Genomic DNA, 15,842 nt, shown 5'->3' with positions numbered 1-15,842 from the left:
TAACGGGCCTCGGCTTTCCGGGCGCTTTCTTGAGCGGCCCGATCCAGAGAATCAGGAAAGAACAACATGTCGCGCGTTTGCGAGCTGACCGGCAAGGGCCGGCAGGTGGGACACAATGTTTCCCACGCCAACAACAAGACCAAGCGCACGTTCCTGCCGAACCTGCAGAACGTGACCTTGATTTCCGACACGCTGGGTCAGAGCGTGAAGCTGCGCGTTTCGACGCACGGCCTGCGTTCGGTCGAGCACGTGGGCGGCCTCGACAACTGGCTGCTGAAGACCAGCGAGGACAAGCTGTCGCCGAAGGTCCGCAAGCTGAAGCGCGAGATCGCGAAGAAGGGCCAGGCCGCGGCCTGACCCTCTCGGCGGCCCGGTCCGGGGCCGCTAGCTTGCCAAGGCTTCCGACTCCGCAAAGGCCGCCGCTCGGCGGTATTTGTCGCGCCGCCTGCGGGTGCGTAGCCACATCAGGATTCCTGTCACAGCAAGGATCGCTGGCAGGATTCCCCCAACGAAGATGATCATTTGCCAGACGAGCGGCATTCCCGTGCCGTCGTGGATGCGCCGCATAGTCCGCGCGACCGTTTCCGGCTTTGGCGGCGAGAGCTTGGTGCTGGCATCGAGGTCCTGAACCTTCACCCCGGTCGGCGCGCCCTTCCCCTTCACAATTACGGTCCATTCGCGCTTCTTGTCGGTCGGCCAGGCGATATTCGTGATTCGGCCATTGCCGGCGACCTGCGCGGCCGACGCTGCCTGATCGACGCTCTGACGCGGAAGCATCAGCGGTAGAGCCATTGCGCCCGGTCCCCCGGGTCCACCCGCTGCCTGCGGCGCGACGGAAAACTGGTTGAACGCCGCCGGGAACGAGATCCAGACGCCCGTGGCCGACAGGACGGCCAGCGGCAGGGCGATCCAGAACCCGCCCAAATGGTGGAGGTTGGAGTTGAAGTCCGGCCGCCGGTCCCAGCGGAGTCCTCGCGTCACGCTGCCCTTGAGCGGCCACCACAGCCAGAGGCCGGTCAGCGACGACAGGAGCATGGCAACGCCGATCCAGCCCACGATCTGACGGCCCACGCCCGGAACCATCAGGCTTCCGTGAAGCGAGTGCAGGACGCGCACGATCCCTTCGTTCATCCCCGCGCGCTCGATCGGCTCCGCGGTCTTCGGATCGAGCCAGATCCACGACCGCTGTGGACGTCCCCCGCCCTCGGCCGCCTTGCTGACCGAGACCTGGACGCTTCCGGTGCCATCGGGAAAGCTGACCGAGGCGATGCGTTCGCCCGGCTTCAGGAGCTTGTTCGCGCTTGCCGTGTACGCACTCGGCGCCAACAACGGCGCGGACACTTCTGAATAACGCTGCGGATTAACCTGCTCGTCCAGCCAGTCGTGCCAGACCAGGGCCGCCCCACTGAGCGAGAGCGGGATGATGAGGGCGGCTAGGAGGATGCCGATCCACTTGTGGATTTGGAACCAGGCGCGGCGAAGGCGAATCGTAGATGGGCTCATAATTCGCCCATAGCTTGTTGCGAGCGGTTCGCAACAACGGACAAGTTTCCTGAACGGACGTTGCGAGAGCTGTTCAGCCTAGGTGAAGGCCGAATCGGACATAAGGCCCTCAAGTGGCGCGGTTTTCCCCTTTTCCTCGCCGCCGTAACTTACCCTCGCGTCGCGTACCGAGGGGGGCCCGGTGCGCGTCGCTGTACCGGGCCCACTTTTTATTCAGCTAATCCGCTTCGAACAGACGGGCCAGCTGCTCGATCATTGCACCGCCAAGCTGCTCCGCATCCATGATCGTCACAGCGCGACTGTAGTATCGCGTCACGTCGTGGCCGATGCCGATGGCGACCAATTCGACTGTCGAGCGCTTCTCGATCCACTCGATTACCTGCCGCAAGTGCCGCTCAAGATAGGCGCCGCCGTTGGCCGAAGCCGTCGAATCGTCGACCGGCGCGCCGTCCGAGATCACCATGAGGATCCGCCGCTCCTCAGGCCGGCCGATCAGCCGGTTGTGCGCCCACAGCAGCGCCTCGCCGTCAATATTCTCCTTGAGCAGCCCTTCGCGCATCATCAGGCCGAGATGGCGCTTGGCGTGGCGATACGGCTCGTCCGCGCGCTTGTAGACGATGTGGCGAAGGTCATTGAGGCGGCCCGGATTGGGCGGCCGACCGTCCGCCAGCCATAGCTCACGGCTCTGGCCTCCCTTCCAGGCGCGCGTCGTAAATCCCAGCACTTCGCTGGCGACGCCCACTCGCTCGAGCGTCCGCGCCAGGATATCCGCACAGATCGCGGCGATGGCGATCGGTCGACCGCGCATTGATCCCGAATTGTCGATCAGCAGGCTGACGATCGTGTCGCGAAACTCCGTGTCCCGCTCCACCTTGTAGCTCAGCGAATGCATAGGGTTGACGACCACACGCGCCAGCCGAGCGGCGTCGAGCAGGCCTTCTTCCTGATCGAAATCCCAGCTACGCGCCTGCTGCGCCATGAGGCGCCGCTGAAGGCGATTGGCTAAGCGCGTCACGACGTTGTGCAGGCCCGCCATCTGCTGGTCGAGATAGGCGCGAAGCCGGGTAAGCTCGTCCTCGTCGCACAGCTCGTCGGCTTCGATGATCTCGTCGAACCGAGTGCTGAATGCCTTGTAGTCGGTCACCGGCGACAGGTCCCAATTGCGGCGCGCAGGCGTCGCGAAAGAGCTTTCGCTGGCATCCTCGCCGTCCGAGAGCTCGTCGTCGCCGAGGTCCATCTCCTGCGGGGCGGTATCGCCCTCACCCTCCTCCTCGACCTGCTCCGCGCGCATTTCGGTCTTCTCGGAGGAAGCGCCGCTGTCGCTGTCCTCGCCGCCTTCGTCAGCGCCGCCTTGTTCGCCCTGCTCCTCTTCGCCGCCGTTCTCAGGAGGCTCCTGCGTTTCATCGGGCGCGGCGGCGAGTTCGAGATCTTCCAGAAGGTGTCGCGCTATTTTCGCGAAGGCGGCCTGATCGTCGATCGTCAAAGCCAAGGCGTCGAGCTCCGCACCCGCCTTCTCCTCGATCCACGGGGCGACCAGGTCGAGTCCGGCGCGCGCCGTAGCGGGCGGCTCTGCGCCGGTGAGGCGCTGGCGGGCGAGCAGGCCGATCGCCGTTGCCAGTGGCACTTCCTCGGCCTCGCGCGCCCGCAGGATCGCGTCGCCGCGGACGCGCGCCTCGGTCAGCTCGCCGAGGTTCTCGCGCACGCCGTCCATGACGCGCGCTCCGAGGGCCTCGAAACGCGCCGTCTCCAGCGCGTCGAAGACGGCGCGGGCATCGAGGTCGAGCGGTGCCGCGACCATGTGCAGCCGGTCGTCATGATATCGGAGGCGCAACGCGGTGGAATCGGCCGCGCCGCGGGCCTCGGCAACCAGCCGTGCCTGCAGTGACGGCCCAGGCGAAGGAACCCGAGCAGTCTTCCCGGAAGCCGCGGTAGCCTCCGAGGCGAAGATGACTTCGACTTCCGGATCGCGAGCGATTGCGCGCGCGGCTCCCGCCAGGGCTCGCCGGAACAGATCGATCGGCTCAGCCACGGGAGCCTCAGGTCGCCTTCGAGGCTACGCTCTCGGGAAGGTCCGTGCCGAACACCCGCTGATAATATTCGGCGATCAGAGGCCGTTCGGATTCGTCGCACTTATTGAGGAATGTCACCCGGAACGCGAAGCCGACATCGCCGAAAATGAGCGCGTTCTGCGCCCAGCTGATCACGGTGCGAGGGCTCATGACCGTCGAAATGTCGCCATTGATGAAGCCCTGCCGCGAGAGCTCGGCGACCTTGATCATCTTCTCGACGGCATCCTTGCCCTTCGGATTGTCGTACTCGCCCGACTTGGCGAGGACGATCTGCGCCTCGACCGCGGCGGGCAGGTAGTTGAGCGTCGTGACGATGTTCCAGCGGTCCATCTGGCCCTGATTGATCGCCTGCGTGCCGTGATAGAGGCCCGTCGTATCGCCGAGCCCGATCGTGTTCGTGGTCGCGAACAGCCGGAAGAACGGGTTCGGGCGGATCACGCGGTTCTGATCCAGAAGCGTCAGCTTTCCCTCTGTCTCCAGCACGCGCTGGATGACGAACATCACGTCCGGCCGTCCGGCGTCATATTCGTCGAACACCAGCGCGACCGGATGCTGCAGAGCCCAGGGCAGAAGGCCTTCGCGGAATTCCGTGACCTGCTGGCCGTCCTTGAGGACGATGGCGTCGCGGCCGACGAGGTCGATGCGGCTGATGTGCGCGTCGAGGTTGATGCGGATCAGTGGCCAGTTCAGCCGTGCCGCAACCTGCTCAATATGGGTCGACTTGCCGGTCCCATGATAGCCCTGGACCATGACTCGGCGGTTCTTCGCGAAGCCGGCACAGATCGCTAGGGTGGTGTCCGGATCGAACACATAGGCCGGATCGAGGTCGGGAACGCGCTCATCCGCCTCGCTGAAGGCCGGGACCGCCATGTCGCTGTCGATTCCGAAGATTTCGCGGATGTTCACAGACTTGTCGGGCGCGGAGAGCACAGTCTCGCCACGGGCTTCGGGCTTCACATTTGGCAAATCGGTCATCGCGAGTCCCTTACGGGAAGGGCGCGAGCGTCTCAACAATCGGGATTAGCACGCAACCTCGGCCTTGGGCGGCAGCGTGAACAGGGTCACGAACCGCTTGGCGAGGTTCGCATCGCCCTCAAATCCCATCGAATCGAGCGGCGCTCCCCCGTAAATTACCCCTGCCAGCTGCGGCGGAGTGCCGGTGAAGGTGAAGTCCACATTCTCCGGCTCAGCCCGCGCGACCTTGAAGCGACCCTTGCGCATCCGACCAATGAAGCGCTCCTCGCCCAAGCGAAAGCCGATGCGCGCTTCGAAGCCCTTGGCCTTCTTCTCGTCGGCCATGGTTTTCAGGCTGAGCATGATCGAGGTCGCGCTGATCGGCATCGTCGGATCATGCATCGGCGAGCGGGCGGCCCAGCGCCCGAGGACCTGCACGATCGGCTCCGCCTCCAATCCCCATTCAGTCGCTTCATAGACCTGCGCTGACGCCGGAGGCGGCAACTTCTTGCGGCGGACCAGCCCGCGCTCCTCCAGTTCGGTTAGCCGCTGCGTCAATACGTTGGCGCTGATCCCCGGCAGGTCGGCGCGCAGGTCGCTGAAGCGACGGGCGCCCAGCATCAACTCGCGGAGCACCAGCAGGGCCCACCGCTCGCCGATCAGTTCCAGCCCGTGAGCGGTCCCACAGGCGTCGTCATAGCGGCGTTTCGTCTCTGATTTCGTCATCTTGGTTATCTTTTATAACGACTAAGTTGCAATTTATGACTCCGGCGGGCAAAATGCAAGCGAATCGAGTCGCAAGGGGAGCGCTGAAAATGTCTCGAAAGATCTTCGTGAACCTGCCGGTGGAGGACCTCGAGCGGTCCAAGCGCTTCTACGAGGCGATCGGCGCACGGAATGAGCCGAAGTTCACAAACGAGGCTGCGGCCATGATGGTGCTCTCAGACACCATCCACATCATGCTGCTGACCAAGCCGTTCTATTCGACCTTCACGACCCGGCCGATCGCGGACGCTCATCAGACCAGCCAGGTGCTGCTCTGCATCTCGTGCGACAGCCCGGCCGAAGTAGACGAGATCACGAATGCCGCCGGAGCCGCAGGCGGGAAGATCGACGTCTCCCAGGAAGACCAGACCCAGGGTGGCCCCATGTACGGCCGCGACTTCGAGGACCCCGACGGCCATCAATGGGCACCCATGTGGATGGACCCCGAGTTCGCCGAAAAGGGGGCTCATCCCGTCGAATCCGCCACTGCTGATATTGTCTAACTTAGGCTAAGGAGCGCGCCATGCCGGTCGACTCGACTGCAACTGCGGAGGTCACGGCCTTCCGCTGGGTTCCGGACTTCGCTCAGGGGCTCGTTCGCGACCTGCGCGTACGTTGGGCCCTGGAAGAGATTGGCCGGCCCTACAGCGTGCGTCTCCTCGACGCGACGAAGCCTCGGCCCGAGGAATATTTCTGCGAGCAGCCGTTCGGCCAGGTCCCTGCCTTCCGCGACGACCAGGTGCAGCTTTTCGAAAGCGGCGCGATCCTCATTCACCTGGGGTCACAGGACGAGCGGCTTCTTCCAACGGACCAAGCGCAGAAGATGCGCGCCATCGCCTGGCTAATCGCGTCGCTCAACAGCGTCGAACCGGCGATCTTCCCCCTGCTGATGATCAACATCTTCAACAAGGGCGAGCCGTGGACGGAGGACGCGCGACCGAAGTTCCTGGAGCGTCTCCACAGTCGGCTGAAGTGCATGTCGGAGGCGCTTGGCGACAAGGAATGGCTGGAAGACCGCTTCACCATCGCGGACCTGATGCTCGTGACCGTTCTGCGCCAGCTGCGCGGCGGCCGGGTGCTCGACGACTTCCCCAATTTGAAGGCGCTCGTCGCTCGGGGTGAGGCCCGGCCCGCATTCCAGCGCGCCCTGGCCGACCAGCTTTCCGTCTTCGCAGAGAACCAGCCGGAGCCTCAGCCGGCGTGAACTAGGCGTACCTCAATTCCCCAGAGGAGAGACCAATGACCTATTTCGAAGGCTTCATCGCGCCAGTCCCCGAGGACAATAGGGAGGTTTACCGCGGCCATGCGAATGAAGCGTCGTCCATGTTCGGCGACTTCGGTGTCCAGCGGCACTTCGAGGCTTGGGAGAGTGACGTACCCGAAGGGAAGGTGACGGACTTCCGCAAGGCGGTCGACGCCAAGCCGGAAGAGAAGGTCGTCTTCGCCTGGTTCGAATATCCGGACCGCGCCGCTCGCGACGCCGCGAACGAGAAGATGATGAGCGATCCGCGCATGGAGGAAATGGGCAAGAACATGCCCTTTGATGCGAAGCGGATGATCTTCGGCGGCTTCAATGCGATCGTCGAGGAAGGCAGCGAGCGCGGAGGCTATACCGACGGCTTCGTCGTCCCGGTCCCCGAGGGCAAGCGCGAGGCCTATCGCGAGCTGGCGGCGAAGATGGCCAAGGTCTTCCGCGAGCACGGCGCCAACCGCGTCGTCGAGGCGATCGCCGACGACGTTCCGCACGGCGAAGTCACCGACTTCTATCGCGCCGTGAAGGCCGAGGACGGCGAGACCGTGGTGTTCAGCTTCATCGAATGGCCGGACAAGCAGTCGCGCGACGAAGCCTGGGCGAAGATCATGCAGGACGACACGATGAAGCCGGAGGATCCCATGCCATTTTCCGGTCAGCGTATGTTCTGGGGCGGCTTCGAACCGATCCTCGACAACGACCTGGCCAAGGCGTCCGCGAGCGCCTGACTCGCACCACGACTGCAGAACAAGGAGATCGATCCATGACGGACGTTCGAGACGCCGCTGCGTCCACCCAGGACAGCGCATCCAGCGATACGGGAGGCTTCATCTGGTACGAGCTGATGACGCCCGATCCCGATGGCGCGAAGGCCTTTTACGACGCAGTGGTGGGTTGGGACATCGGTGAGGGCTCCGTGGACTTCAACGGCTACCGCATGATCGGCCGGAAGGACGGCGGGTTCGCCGGCGGAGTCCTGCCCCTCAACGACGAAATGCAGCAGCATGGCGCGCGGCCGACCTGGCTCGGCTATATCCATGTGGCGGACGTGGACCAGTCGCTCTCAAAGCTCGAGGCGGCGGGCGGCAAGGCGCTGATGCCCGCGATGGACATCCCGAACGTCGGCCGCATCGCGATGGTGACCGACCCGCAGGGCAATCCCTTCTACATCATGAAGCCGATCCCGCCGCAGGGCGATCCCAACGCGCAGAGCGACGTCTTCTCGCTCGATGCCGAGCAGCGCGTCGGATGGAACGAGCTGATGACGAGCGACCCGGTCGCTGCCCGGCAATTCTACGGCCAGCTGTTCGGCTGGACGAGCGACGACTTCATGCCGATGGGGGAGAATGGCGAGTATCGCTTCTGGGCCCGCCAAGGAGCCCCCTTCGGCGCGGTCTGCAAGGAGATGGGCAGCGGCAGCAGCAAGTGGCGCTACTATTTCCGCGTTCCCTCCATCTCCGCTGCGGTCGAAGCCGTGAAGTCGGGCGGGGGCCAGGTGAGCATGGGGCCGCACGAGGTCCCGGGCGCCGATTACATCATCATCGGAAACGATCCCCAGGGCGCCGAATTCGCGCTCGTCGGCAAGGCCTGAGGAGGGCTCAATGGCTAGCAACAAACTGACGACCTGCCTCTGGTTCGACAAAGGCGAGGCTCGCAAGGCGGCGGAATTCTACGCCTCCGTGTTCCCGGACAGCCGCGTCGGCTCGATCCATGACGCCGTCACCGACTTCCCGGGCGGTTCGCAGGGCGAGGAGCTGACGGTCGAGTTCACTGTGCTCGGACAGTCCTTTGTCGGGCTAAACGGCGGTCCTAATTTCAAGGCCAATGAGGCGGTCAGCTTCATGGTGCTGACAGATGACCAAGCGGAGACCGACCGCTACTGGGACGCGATCGTCAACGGCGGCGGGCAGGAAAGCGCCTGCGGCTGGTGCAAGGACAAGTGGGGCTTCTCCTGGCAGATCACCCCTCGTGCTTTGCTCAAGGCGACGAGCAACCCGGACAAGGCTGCCGCCCAGCGGGCCTTCCAGGCGATGATGACGATGAAGAAGATCGACATCGCCAAGATCGAGGCGGCCGAGCGTGGCGAAACCATCGATGCGTAAGCTGACCGGCGCCGTCTTCGTGTCGCTCGACGGCGTCATGCAGGCTCCGGGCGGACCGAATGAGGATCCGTCCGGCGGCTTCCGTTTTGGCGGCTGGACCGCTCCGTTCGACGACGAGAGCGCGCACGAGCCCTTGTCGAAATATCTGATGGAGCCGGACTACGACCTCCTGCTCGGCAAGCGGACGTACGACATTTTCGCGGCTTACTGGCCGTACAACCGGGATAATGCGATCGGAGAGAAGTTCCAGCGCATCAACAAATATGTGCTGACCCATTCCGAAGAGCCGCTGACCTGGGACAATAGCCACAAGCTCGCGGGCGACACGGCGACTGCGGTCGAGAAGCTCAAGCGGAGCGAAGGCCGCGACCTGCTGATCCAGGGCAGCAGCACACTCTACGTGCCTTTGCTTGCCGCCGGCCTGATCGATCGCCTGATCCTGATGACCTATCCGGTGGTACTGGGCGAGGGAAAACGGATCTTCGACGGGTCGCAGCACCCGGGCGCACTGAAGCTCGTCGAACACACCGTCACTGACAAGGGCGTGGTGTTCGCGACCTACGAGCCCGCTGGCGAAGTCCCAACCGGCACCTTCGAGACCAAACCCCCGAGCGAAGCAGAGCTTGAGCGGCGCGCCAAATGGGCAAGCGAGGACGCATGACTGCACTACGACCTGCAGCGGAGCTGGCCGAAATTGGCAGCAAGCCCTTCCCCCGGGAGAGCGCAGAATATCGCGCGGCCCGAACCAAACTTCTCGCCGAGGAGATTGAGCTCCGGCGGCAGATACAGCGCGTGGCCGCTCAACGCCGTGCTCTCCCAGATGGCAGCGAGGCGGGAGACTATCGCTTCCTCGACGCCGAGGGGAAGGAGCATCGCTTCGCCGATCTGTTCGGGCGGCACGACACTCTGGTCACCTATTTCTGGATGTTCGGCCCGGAACGCGAGCGGCCCTGCCCGATGTGCACGTCGTTCGTCGGTTCGCTCGACATTCCGGCTCGGGACATCGAGCAACGTGTCGCACTCGTGATTATCGGCCGTTCGCCGGTGTCGCGGCAGCTCGAGTTCGCTCGCGAGCGCGGTTGGAACAACCTGAAGTTCTACCAGACGGTCGGCGATGACTTCGCGCGCGACTATCGCGGTCTTCACGACGACGGCAGCGAGTGGGCCATCTGCGCGAGCTGGAGGCGACAAGGCGACAAGGTTCGCCTGTTCTGGGCGGCGGAAGGCGACTTCGAGACGGCCGACCCGGGCTTCGATCCGCACCTTGCTCCCGACCCGACGCCGCTGTGGAACATACTCGACTGGACTCCGGGCGGTCGCGGCACGGACTGGTACCCCAAGCTCGAGTACACTGCATGAGCCTGCAGTTCTTCGGGCATCCGTTCAGCAGCTACACGCAGAAGGTCCTGATCGCCCTTTGGGCGGACGAGACGCCGTTCGAATATCGAATCCTCGAACAGGACCATCCCGAGAATTTCGAGGAGCTGAAGCGGCACTCGCCGTACGGCCTTTTCCCGCTGATCATCGACGACGGCCGTCCCGTCTTCGAATCGACCACGATCATCGAGCATCTGCAGGCGCATCATCCGGGGCCGAACCGCTGGATTCCCGACGGAGAAGAAGGACGCCGCGTGCGCTTCCTCGACCGCTTCTTCGACCTCTACGTCATGGGCAACATGCAGGTGCCGGTCGCGGACAGGCTTCGGCCAGACGGCACGCAGGACGCGCTCGGGGTCGAACGCGCGCGGCAAAAGCTGCACGTCGCCTACGACTGGTTGGAGGATCAGATCGGCAATGCATGGGCGGCGGGCGACCGGTTCACGCTCGCCGACTGCGCGGCCGCGCCGTCGCTGTTCTATGCCGACTGGGTCGAGGAGATCGGCGACGGCCGCCCGAAGCTCAAGGCTTACCGCGAAAGGCTGTTAGCGCACCCCGTTGTCGTCCGAGCAGTCGACGAAGGACGCCCGTACCGCGCCTATTTCCCGCTCGGCGCACCGGACCGCGACTAGCCTCAGCCTTCATTCAGGTGGCCTGTGGATAAAGCGCGCAGAAGATGGAGACGATCGCCATGATCAAGCCGCTAGGCCTTCTCGCACTTGCAGGGGCCGCCAGCTTCTCGCTCTCGACCTCCGCAGTTGCGCAACCGGCAACGGAGACGGCTGTCCTTGCAGGCGGATGCTTCTGGGGCATGGAGTCGGTCTTCGAGCACGTCAAAGGCGTGAAGGACGTCGTCTCGGGCTACGCCGGAGGAACCGCGCGGGACGCGAAGTATGACAAGGTCAGCGGCGAAGGTACCGGTCATGCCGAGGCCGTCCGCATCACCTTCGACCCTCGCCAGGTGAGCTATGGGCAGCTGCTCAAAATCTATTTCGCGGTCGCACACGACCCGACGCAGGTGAACCGCCAGGGGCCCGACGTGGGACCGAGCTATCGTTCCGCGATTTTCCCACAGAATGCCGCGCAGAAGCAGCTCGCCGCGAGCTTCATCCAGCAGCTACGCGCCCGCGGAAACAAGATCGCGACCAAGATCGAAAGCGGCGGCTTCTACCCGGCCGAGGCCTATCACCAAGATTTCGCCCGGCGGAATCCCAACTATCCCTACATCGTGATCAACGATGCACCGAAAGTCGCGAAGCTGAAGCGGACGTATCCGCAATTCTATAAGGCTTAGGCTTTACTCGCCCTTCATTCCGCGGCGGGTCTGCGCGCGCTCCAGTTCTTGGCGGTCCTGAAGCTGCCGATCCGCCCATTCGGCGCGGGTCATGCAGATCTTCTTCTTGGCGAGGCGGCTGCCGGTTTCTTCCTGCTTCTGGCAGACGATCTCGTTCGGGTTCTGGGCAGCGGTCGTCGGAGCCGGAGCCGCAGTGGGCGCCTGAGCGAATGCAGGTGCGGACAGACCAAGTGTCAATGCCGCAACCAATGACGCGCGATGAATCTTCAAGGTACAAACTCCCGATAACGAACTCGGCGAATATTCTCCTCCGGGCGCGGAGAAGCAAAGCAAAATCGACAAACGGTCCTCAGCGCGGCGGGGCAACATCAAAGGCGACGGTGAGCCGTTCGCCCGCCGCGAACGGGACCGTCCCATGCCACATCCATGACGGGAAGAGCACGAGCTTGCCCGGCTCGGGCTTGATCAGCCGGAGCGGCTCCAGCCCTGTGCGGAGGTCCGCCGGGGGCGCTCCCAGTTGCAACCAGCCAGCATGCGGATCGCCGCCGGGCTTCTCCTCCGGCAATGCGACGTAGAGGGCCGAGCTGATCCAGCCTTGGGGATGCACGTGGCTGGTGTGGAAGCCCGCATCCCGAAGCCGCACCGACCAACTGCCCGCGAAACGGATGCGGCGGTCGCGACGAGATGCGAGTAGCGGATGGCGCGAGTCCGGCGGCGGAAGCTGCGCGACGTGCTTCTCGACTGCCCTCACGACCGCAGATCGCAGCGCGCGAATGACCGGATCGACCCGCGAGAACAGGGGACCATCAGTTTGGGTCCCGCCGCGAACGGACTGGTCGAGATATTCGCCCTTGGCGATGTGAAGCGCTCGTAGCGTGGCCGCCAGCTGCTCGATTGGCGGCAGGTCCGGCGTGAGGTCGGCGGCCGACACGAGCTTCGAAGCGCCGTCAAGCCAATCGGAACGCGGATCTCCAGTCATCCGCCAAGCGGAAGCTGCGTAGGGCCAGGTCACGGCTGCGCCCGGTCCACCCATCTCCGCATCGATGATGGGCTTGGCTTCTTCGGGACGGCCGGATCGCAGCAGGTGCCGCACGCGCCACATCGCGATTCCGGCGCCCCCGTTCGCGTCCACCTCGGCGTAGAGGCGGTCGGCCTGCTCCGTCATTCCCAGCTCGCCCGAAGCAACGGCTTCGAACACGCGCGTCAGCGTACGAGGTGCGCCAGCCTGCTTGCTCCTTTCGACGGCCGCCAGAAGCGCCGCGAAGTCCTCGCGCTTCGCATGCAGGTCGAACAAGAGCTGCCAAAGCTGCGGCTGTTGCGGTGTCGCTGCTAGCGCGCGCTCGACTGCTTCGATCGCACGTGGCCCGGCGCCAAGCGTCGATCGCAATTGGGCGAGCTGCAATTGCCCGTCGAGCCACAGCGGTACCTCGGCAAGGATCGCTTCCAGCTCCTGCGCACCCTGCTCGCCGTGACCGGCAGCGGCTCTCGCCGCAGCCAGCCCGATGAGCACCGATCCATCGACCGGTGCGAGAGCGCGGGCCCGCTCGAATAATGTCTCCGCCGGGACACCGGCTTCGAGCGCAGTGCGCGCGAGGCCGTGCGCGATGCTCGCGTCCTGCGGATCGAGCCGCGCAGCTTCCGACAAGGAAACAAGAGCATCTTCATGCTCGTCGAGCGCTCGCTCGAGGAGCCCCTTCCACTGCCACAGCCGCGCCGACTGGCGCTGGGCGACAGCGCGAGCAAGGAGCGGAAGCGCGCGATCTTCCTCGCCTGCGTCTAGAGCCGCGCTCGCAAGCTGCTCCAGCGCCGCGACGTCCGTCGGCCGGCTGGATACAATGGCGAGCGCGTTGGTAAAGCTCATCCGCGGCGCTCAGATTGGCGGGGCGACATCGAAGGCGACCGTAAGGCGCTCGCCCTCCGCGAAAGGCACGGTTCCGTGCCACATCCAGGACGGAAAGAGTACGAGCTGCGCCGGCTTCGGCTCGATCTTGCGCCAAGGCCCAAGCTGAAGGCCAAGGCGCTCGTCGGGTTCGCCGAGTGTGAACCACCCCGCGTCGTCGGCCTCGCCCTGCGATTTCGGGGGCAGCGCAACATAGAGCGCCGAGCTGATCCATCCCTGCGGATGCACGTGGTTCGCATGCCGGCCGCCGGAGCGCAGGCGGACCGACCAACTTCCCGAGAAGCGCACCCGGCGGTCGCGTCGTTCACGGAGCAATGGATGATCGCCGTCGGTTGGCGGCAGGGCGGACACGTACTTCTCCACGGCGCCTACGGCCGCCTTGCGGAGTTGCCGGATGACGGGATCGATCCGGCTGAACAGCGGCCCGTCCGTCTGCGTCCCACCGCGCACGGACTCGTTGAGATATTCGCCCTTAGCGACGTGCAGCGCCCGAAGAGTATCGCCAAGCACGTCCAACGGCGGAAGATCGTCGGAAAGGTCGACGACGCTGACAAACGGCTCGTGACGCTCCAGCCACTCAGAACGCGGATCGTCCGCGAGGCGCCAAGCGGTCGCCGCATAGGCATAAAGTTCGGCCGTCCGATCGCCACGAAGCTGTGCATCGACCAAGCGCAATGCCTCGTCGAGCGCGCCGACGCGAAGCAGATGGCGTACCCGCCAGCGGCCAAGTGCCGCGTCGATTTCCGGATGGGCAGGATCGAACAAGGCTGCGGGATGAGTCTCTGCCCCGAATTCCGCAGCGTGAATGGCATCGTAGATACGGAACTCGGGAGAATTGACGCCCGCGGCGCGCGCCCTGAGGAGGATATCGCTCAGACTCTCGTAGGCGCCCCGCCGCAGCTGGACGTAGAGCAGGGTCTCCCAAAGCGGCTGCGCACCGGGGAAGCGTTCGAGCGCGCGCTCCAGCGACGATGTCGCTTCGGCCGCCTTCCCCTGCGTGGCCTTCAATTGGGCAAGTTGCTCGTGACCCACGGTCCAGGCTGGCGCCTGCTCCAGCAATGCTTCCAGCTCGGCGATAGCGCTCTCGCCCTCCCCCGCCGCTGCTCGCGCTCTCGCCATCCCGATCCGCAGGAGGCCGTTGCCCGGGGCGAGCGCCAGCGCCTCCTCATAGAGCGGCCGCGCGTCGAGACCTGCCTCTAGCGTCGTCTCCGCGCGATCACGCGCGATCCGGACGTTGTCGGGCGCGAGCCGGGCAGCAGCGGCGTAGGACGCGAGCGCCAGCTCATGTTCGTCGAGGGATCGTTCGAGGAACGCCTTCCCCTGCCACAAGCGCGCAGTCGGACTGGTCTCGACGGCCCGCGCAAGGATCGGGAGAGCACGCTCTTCCTCGCCGTTCTCGACGGCGCTTCCCGCGAGTTGCTCCAGCGCCGCCGAGTCCGCGGGCCGCGAAGACGCCTCGGCCAATGCAGCGGAGAAGCTCACAGCGCGCCCACGCCTCCTTCGGCGCCGATCAGTGCGGCCACGGCATCGCGTTCCACGGTGCTAAGGTCCGGATGCCAGACGTCGAAGATGAAGACGACGCGCAGTTCGTCGGAGGGGTTCAGCGCCTCATGTTCGATCGTGTCGTCGAAGACGAACGCCTCGCCGCGCTTCCAGTAACGTGTCTCCGCGCCCACGCGGAACCAGCAGCCTTCGGGCACGATCAGCGGCAGATGGCAGACCAGCCGCGCATTGTTCACACCGACATGCGCCGGGATTTCCGTCTTCGGCGCTAGGAGCGAGAACATTGCGTTCGGCCCCGAACCGCGAATTGTCGGCTGCGGGAATGACTTTAGCAACTGGATCGTCCGCGGACAGTGGCGCGCATTCGCCTCGACGAGCGACCCGTTCCGCCACAAGTGGATTGCCGTCCAGTCCGGGTTCTTGTTGAGCGGACGCCATTGATCGAGCGGAAGATGCTCGTCGTACTGGATGTAAGGAACCAGCTCCGCGCGCTCGGCGGCCATGACGGTCTGCAGTTCTTCCGCGAGCGTATCGGTCGCAGCCTCGAGATCCTCGAGCCACGGGAAAAGGTGACGAGGATGAAATTCGCGCTCGGTCAGTTCGGGGAAATGGAAGTGCGTTGGCGCGCTATGAAAGACTTTCGTCCTGCCGACGACGTTATCGCGAAACCGCTCGATCCGTTTGCGTTCTTCTGCGCTGGCGTCCTTCTCGATCGGAGAAAGCGCGGACTTCAGCCGCGTCTCGCGAGCATCAACATAGGCTGAATGGTGGCGTTCAGCCTCGGCAAGAACCTGCTCGATCTGCGGAGGCAAATCACCAGTCGGCTTCTGCGCGATTGCGTGCCCCCAAGCTTGACCGGCTTCGGGATGGCCGAGGCGCTGCAAGAGGCTGGCGCGCATCAGCAGCATTGTGAAGTCGAGCGGAGAAGCGGTGAGCGCGCGGTGCACCGCGTCGAGCGCGGCCTGCGGTTCGCCTGTTGCACGCAGGAGCGCAGCGGCCTTCATCCATAGGGACGGATCGTCGGGACGGCTCTCCGCCGCCTGCCGGAGCAAGGTTGCTGCCCGCTTGAGATCACCGGCAGCGACGGCCTGTTCCGCTTCGCCCACCAGTCCGTCCTGCATCA

At 64.7% G+C, this 15,842-nt stretch carries 18 protein-coding genes; 10 read left to right on the top strand and 8 right to left on the bottom strand.

Going from position 1 to position 15,842, the window contains the following annotated elements; translation table 11 throughout:
• Positions 1–66 precede the first annotated feature (66 nt).
• Positions 67–357, top strand: coding sequence for a 50S ribosomal protein L28 (rpmB, locus tag LZ016_RS13375; RefSeq protein WP_241447956.1), 291 nt, complete (start codon positions 67–69; stop codon positions 355–357).
• 27 nt (positions 358–384) lie between these two features.
• Here the strand turns inward: rpmB and LZ016_RS13370 are convergent, their stop codons facing one another.
• The 4 genes from LZ016_RS13370 to LZ016_RS13355 form a co-directional block, all read right to left on the bottom strand.
• Positions 385–1,503, bottom strand: a complete 1,119-nt coding sequence (locus LZ016_RS13370; RefSeq protein ID WP_241447955.1) for a PepSY-associated TM helix domain-containing protein — start codon at positions 1,501–1,503, stop codon at positions 385–387.
• Positions 1,504–1,720: 217 nt separating this feature from the next.
• Positions 1,721–3,532: a cobaltochelatase subunit CobT gene (gene cobT, locus LZ016_RS13365; protein ID WP_241447954.1), complete on the bottom strand. Its 1,812-nt coding sequence runs from the start codon at positions 3,530–3,532 to the stop codon at positions 1,721–1,723.
• Positions 3,533–3,539: 7 nt separating this feature from the next.
• Positions 3,540–4,547, bottom strand: a complete 1,008-nt coding sequence (gene cobS / locus LZ016_RS13360) for a cobaltochelatase subunit CobS (protein ID WP_241447953.1) — start codon at positions 4,545–4,547, stop codon at positions 3,540–3,542.
• 45 nt (positions 4,548–4,592) lie between these two features.
• Positions 4,593–5,252 carry a winged helix-turn-helix transcriptional regulator gene (locus LZ016_RS13355; RefSeq protein ID WP_241447952.1) on the bottom strand — a complete coding sequence of 220 codons (660 nt, stop codon included), beginning with the start codon at positions 5,250–5,252 and terminating at the stop codon, positions 4,593–4,595.
• An 89-nt stretch (positions 5,253–5,341) separates the two neighbouring features.
• On the opposite strand from LZ016_RS13355, the gene LZ016_RS13350 reads away from it, so the two are divergent.
• From LZ016_RS13350 to msrA, 9 genes are read left to right on the top strand one after another with little or no spacing between them, the layout of a single operon-like run.
• Positions 5,342–5,794 carry a VOC family protein gene (locus LZ016_RS13350; protein ID WP_241447951.1) on the top strand — a complete coding sequence of 151 codons (453 nt, stop codon included), beginning with the start codon at positions 5,342–5,344 and terminating at the stop codon, positions 5,792–5,794.
• Between the two features lie 20 nt (positions 5,795–5,814).
• On the top strand, positions 5,815–6,495 hold the full coding sequence (locus LZ016_RS13345) for a glutathione S-transferase family protein (RefSeq protein WP_241447950.1): 681 nt from the start codon (positions 5,815–5,817) through the stop codon (positions 6,493–6,495).
• A gap of 35 nt (positions 6,496–6,530) precedes the next feature.
• Positions 6,531–7,271, top strand: coding sequence for a DUF1428 domain-containing protein (locus LZ016_RS15755; protein ID WP_366512926.1), 741 nt, complete (start codon positions 6,531–6,533; stop codon positions 7,269–7,271).
• Positions 7,272–7,306: 35 nt separating this feature from the next.
• The gene (locus LZ016_RS13330) at positions 7,307–8,134 is read left to right on the top strand and encodes a VOC family protein (RefSeq protein WP_241447949.1); all 828 of its coding nucleotides are present in this window, start codon (positions 7,307–7,309) and stop codon (positions 8,132–8,134) included.
• Positions 8,135–8,144: 10 nt separating this feature from the next.
• Positions 8,145–8,645 carry a VOC family protein gene (locus LZ016_RS13325; RefSeq protein ID WP_241447948.1) on the top strand — a complete coding sequence of 167 codons (501 nt, stop codon included), beginning with the start codon at positions 8,145–8,147 and terminating at the stop codon, positions 8,643–8,645.
• Positions 8,638–9,306: a dihydrofolate reductase family protein gene (locus LZ016_RS13320; RefSeq protein ID WP_241447947.1), complete on the top strand. Its 669-nt coding sequence runs from the start codon at positions 8,638–8,640 to the stop codon at positions 9,304–9,306. Before LZ016_RS13325 ends, LZ016_RS13320 begins: the two co-directional genes overlap by 8 nt.
• Positions 9,303–10,004 (top strand): DUF899 family protein, encoded by a 702-nt coding sequence (locus LZ016_RS13315; RefSeq protein ID WP_241447946.1) that lies wholly within the window; start codon positions 9,303–9,305, stop codon positions 10,002–10,004. The genes LZ016_RS13320 and LZ016_RS13315 overlap by 4 nt, the downstream gene beginning before the upstream one ends.
• On the top strand, positions 10,001–10,654 hold the full coding sequence (locus LZ016_RS13310; RefSeq protein ID WP_241447945.1) for a glutathione S-transferase family protein: 654 nt from the start codon (positions 10,001–10,003) through the stop codon (positions 10,652–10,654). The genes LZ016_RS13315 and LZ016_RS13310 overlap by 4 nt, the downstream gene beginning before the upstream one ends.
• Before the next feature lie 44 nt (positions 10,655–10,698).
• Complete coding sequence (gene msrA, locus LZ016_RS13305) at positions 10,699–11,316, top strand: peptide-methionine (S)-S-oxide reductase MsrA (protein WP_436286368.1); 618 nt, start codon at positions 10,699–10,701, stop codon at positions 11,314–11,316.
• 3 nt (positions 11,317–11,319) lie between these two features.
• Here the strand turns inward: msrA and LZ016_RS13300 are convergent, their stop codons facing one another.
• From LZ016_RS13300 to LZ016_RS13285, 4 genes are all read right to left on the bottom strand, one after another.
• On the bottom strand, positions 11,320–11,586 hold the full coding sequence (locus LZ016_RS13300) for a hypothetical protein (RefSeq protein WP_241447944.1): 267 nt from the start codon (positions 11,584–11,586) through the stop codon (positions 11,320–11,322).
• A 79-nt stretch (positions 11,587–11,665) separates the two neighbouring features.
• Complete coding sequence (locus tag LZ016_RS13295; RefSeq protein WP_241447943.1) at positions 11,666–13,177, bottom strand: 2OG-Fe(II) oxygenase family protein; 1,512 nt, start codon at positions 13,175–13,177, stop codon at positions 11,666–11,668.
• A gap of 9 nt (positions 13,178–13,186) precedes the next feature.
• On the bottom strand, positions 13,187–14,698 hold the full coding sequence (locus LZ016_RS13290; RefSeq protein WP_241447942.1) for a putative 2OG-Fe(II) oxygenase: 1,512 nt from the start codon (positions 14,696–14,698) through the stop codon (positions 13,187–13,189).
• Positions 14,695–15,840, bottom strand: coding sequence for an aspartyl/asparaginyl beta-hydroxylase domain-containing protein (locus LZ016_RS13285; protein WP_241447941.1), 1,146 nt, complete (start codon positions 15,838–15,840; stop codon positions 14,695–14,697). Before LZ016_RS13285 ends, LZ016_RS13290 begins: the two co-directional genes overlap by 4 nt.
• Positions 15,841–15,842: the final 2 nt, after the last annotated feature.

The organism is Sphingomonas telluris (assembly GCF_022568775.1).
GTDB lineage: Bacteria > Pseudomonadota > Alphaproteobacteria > Sphingomonadales > Sphingomonadaceae > Sphingomicrobium > Sphingomicrobium telluris.
This window is presented reverse-complemented; position numbering and strand designations above follow the sequence as displayed.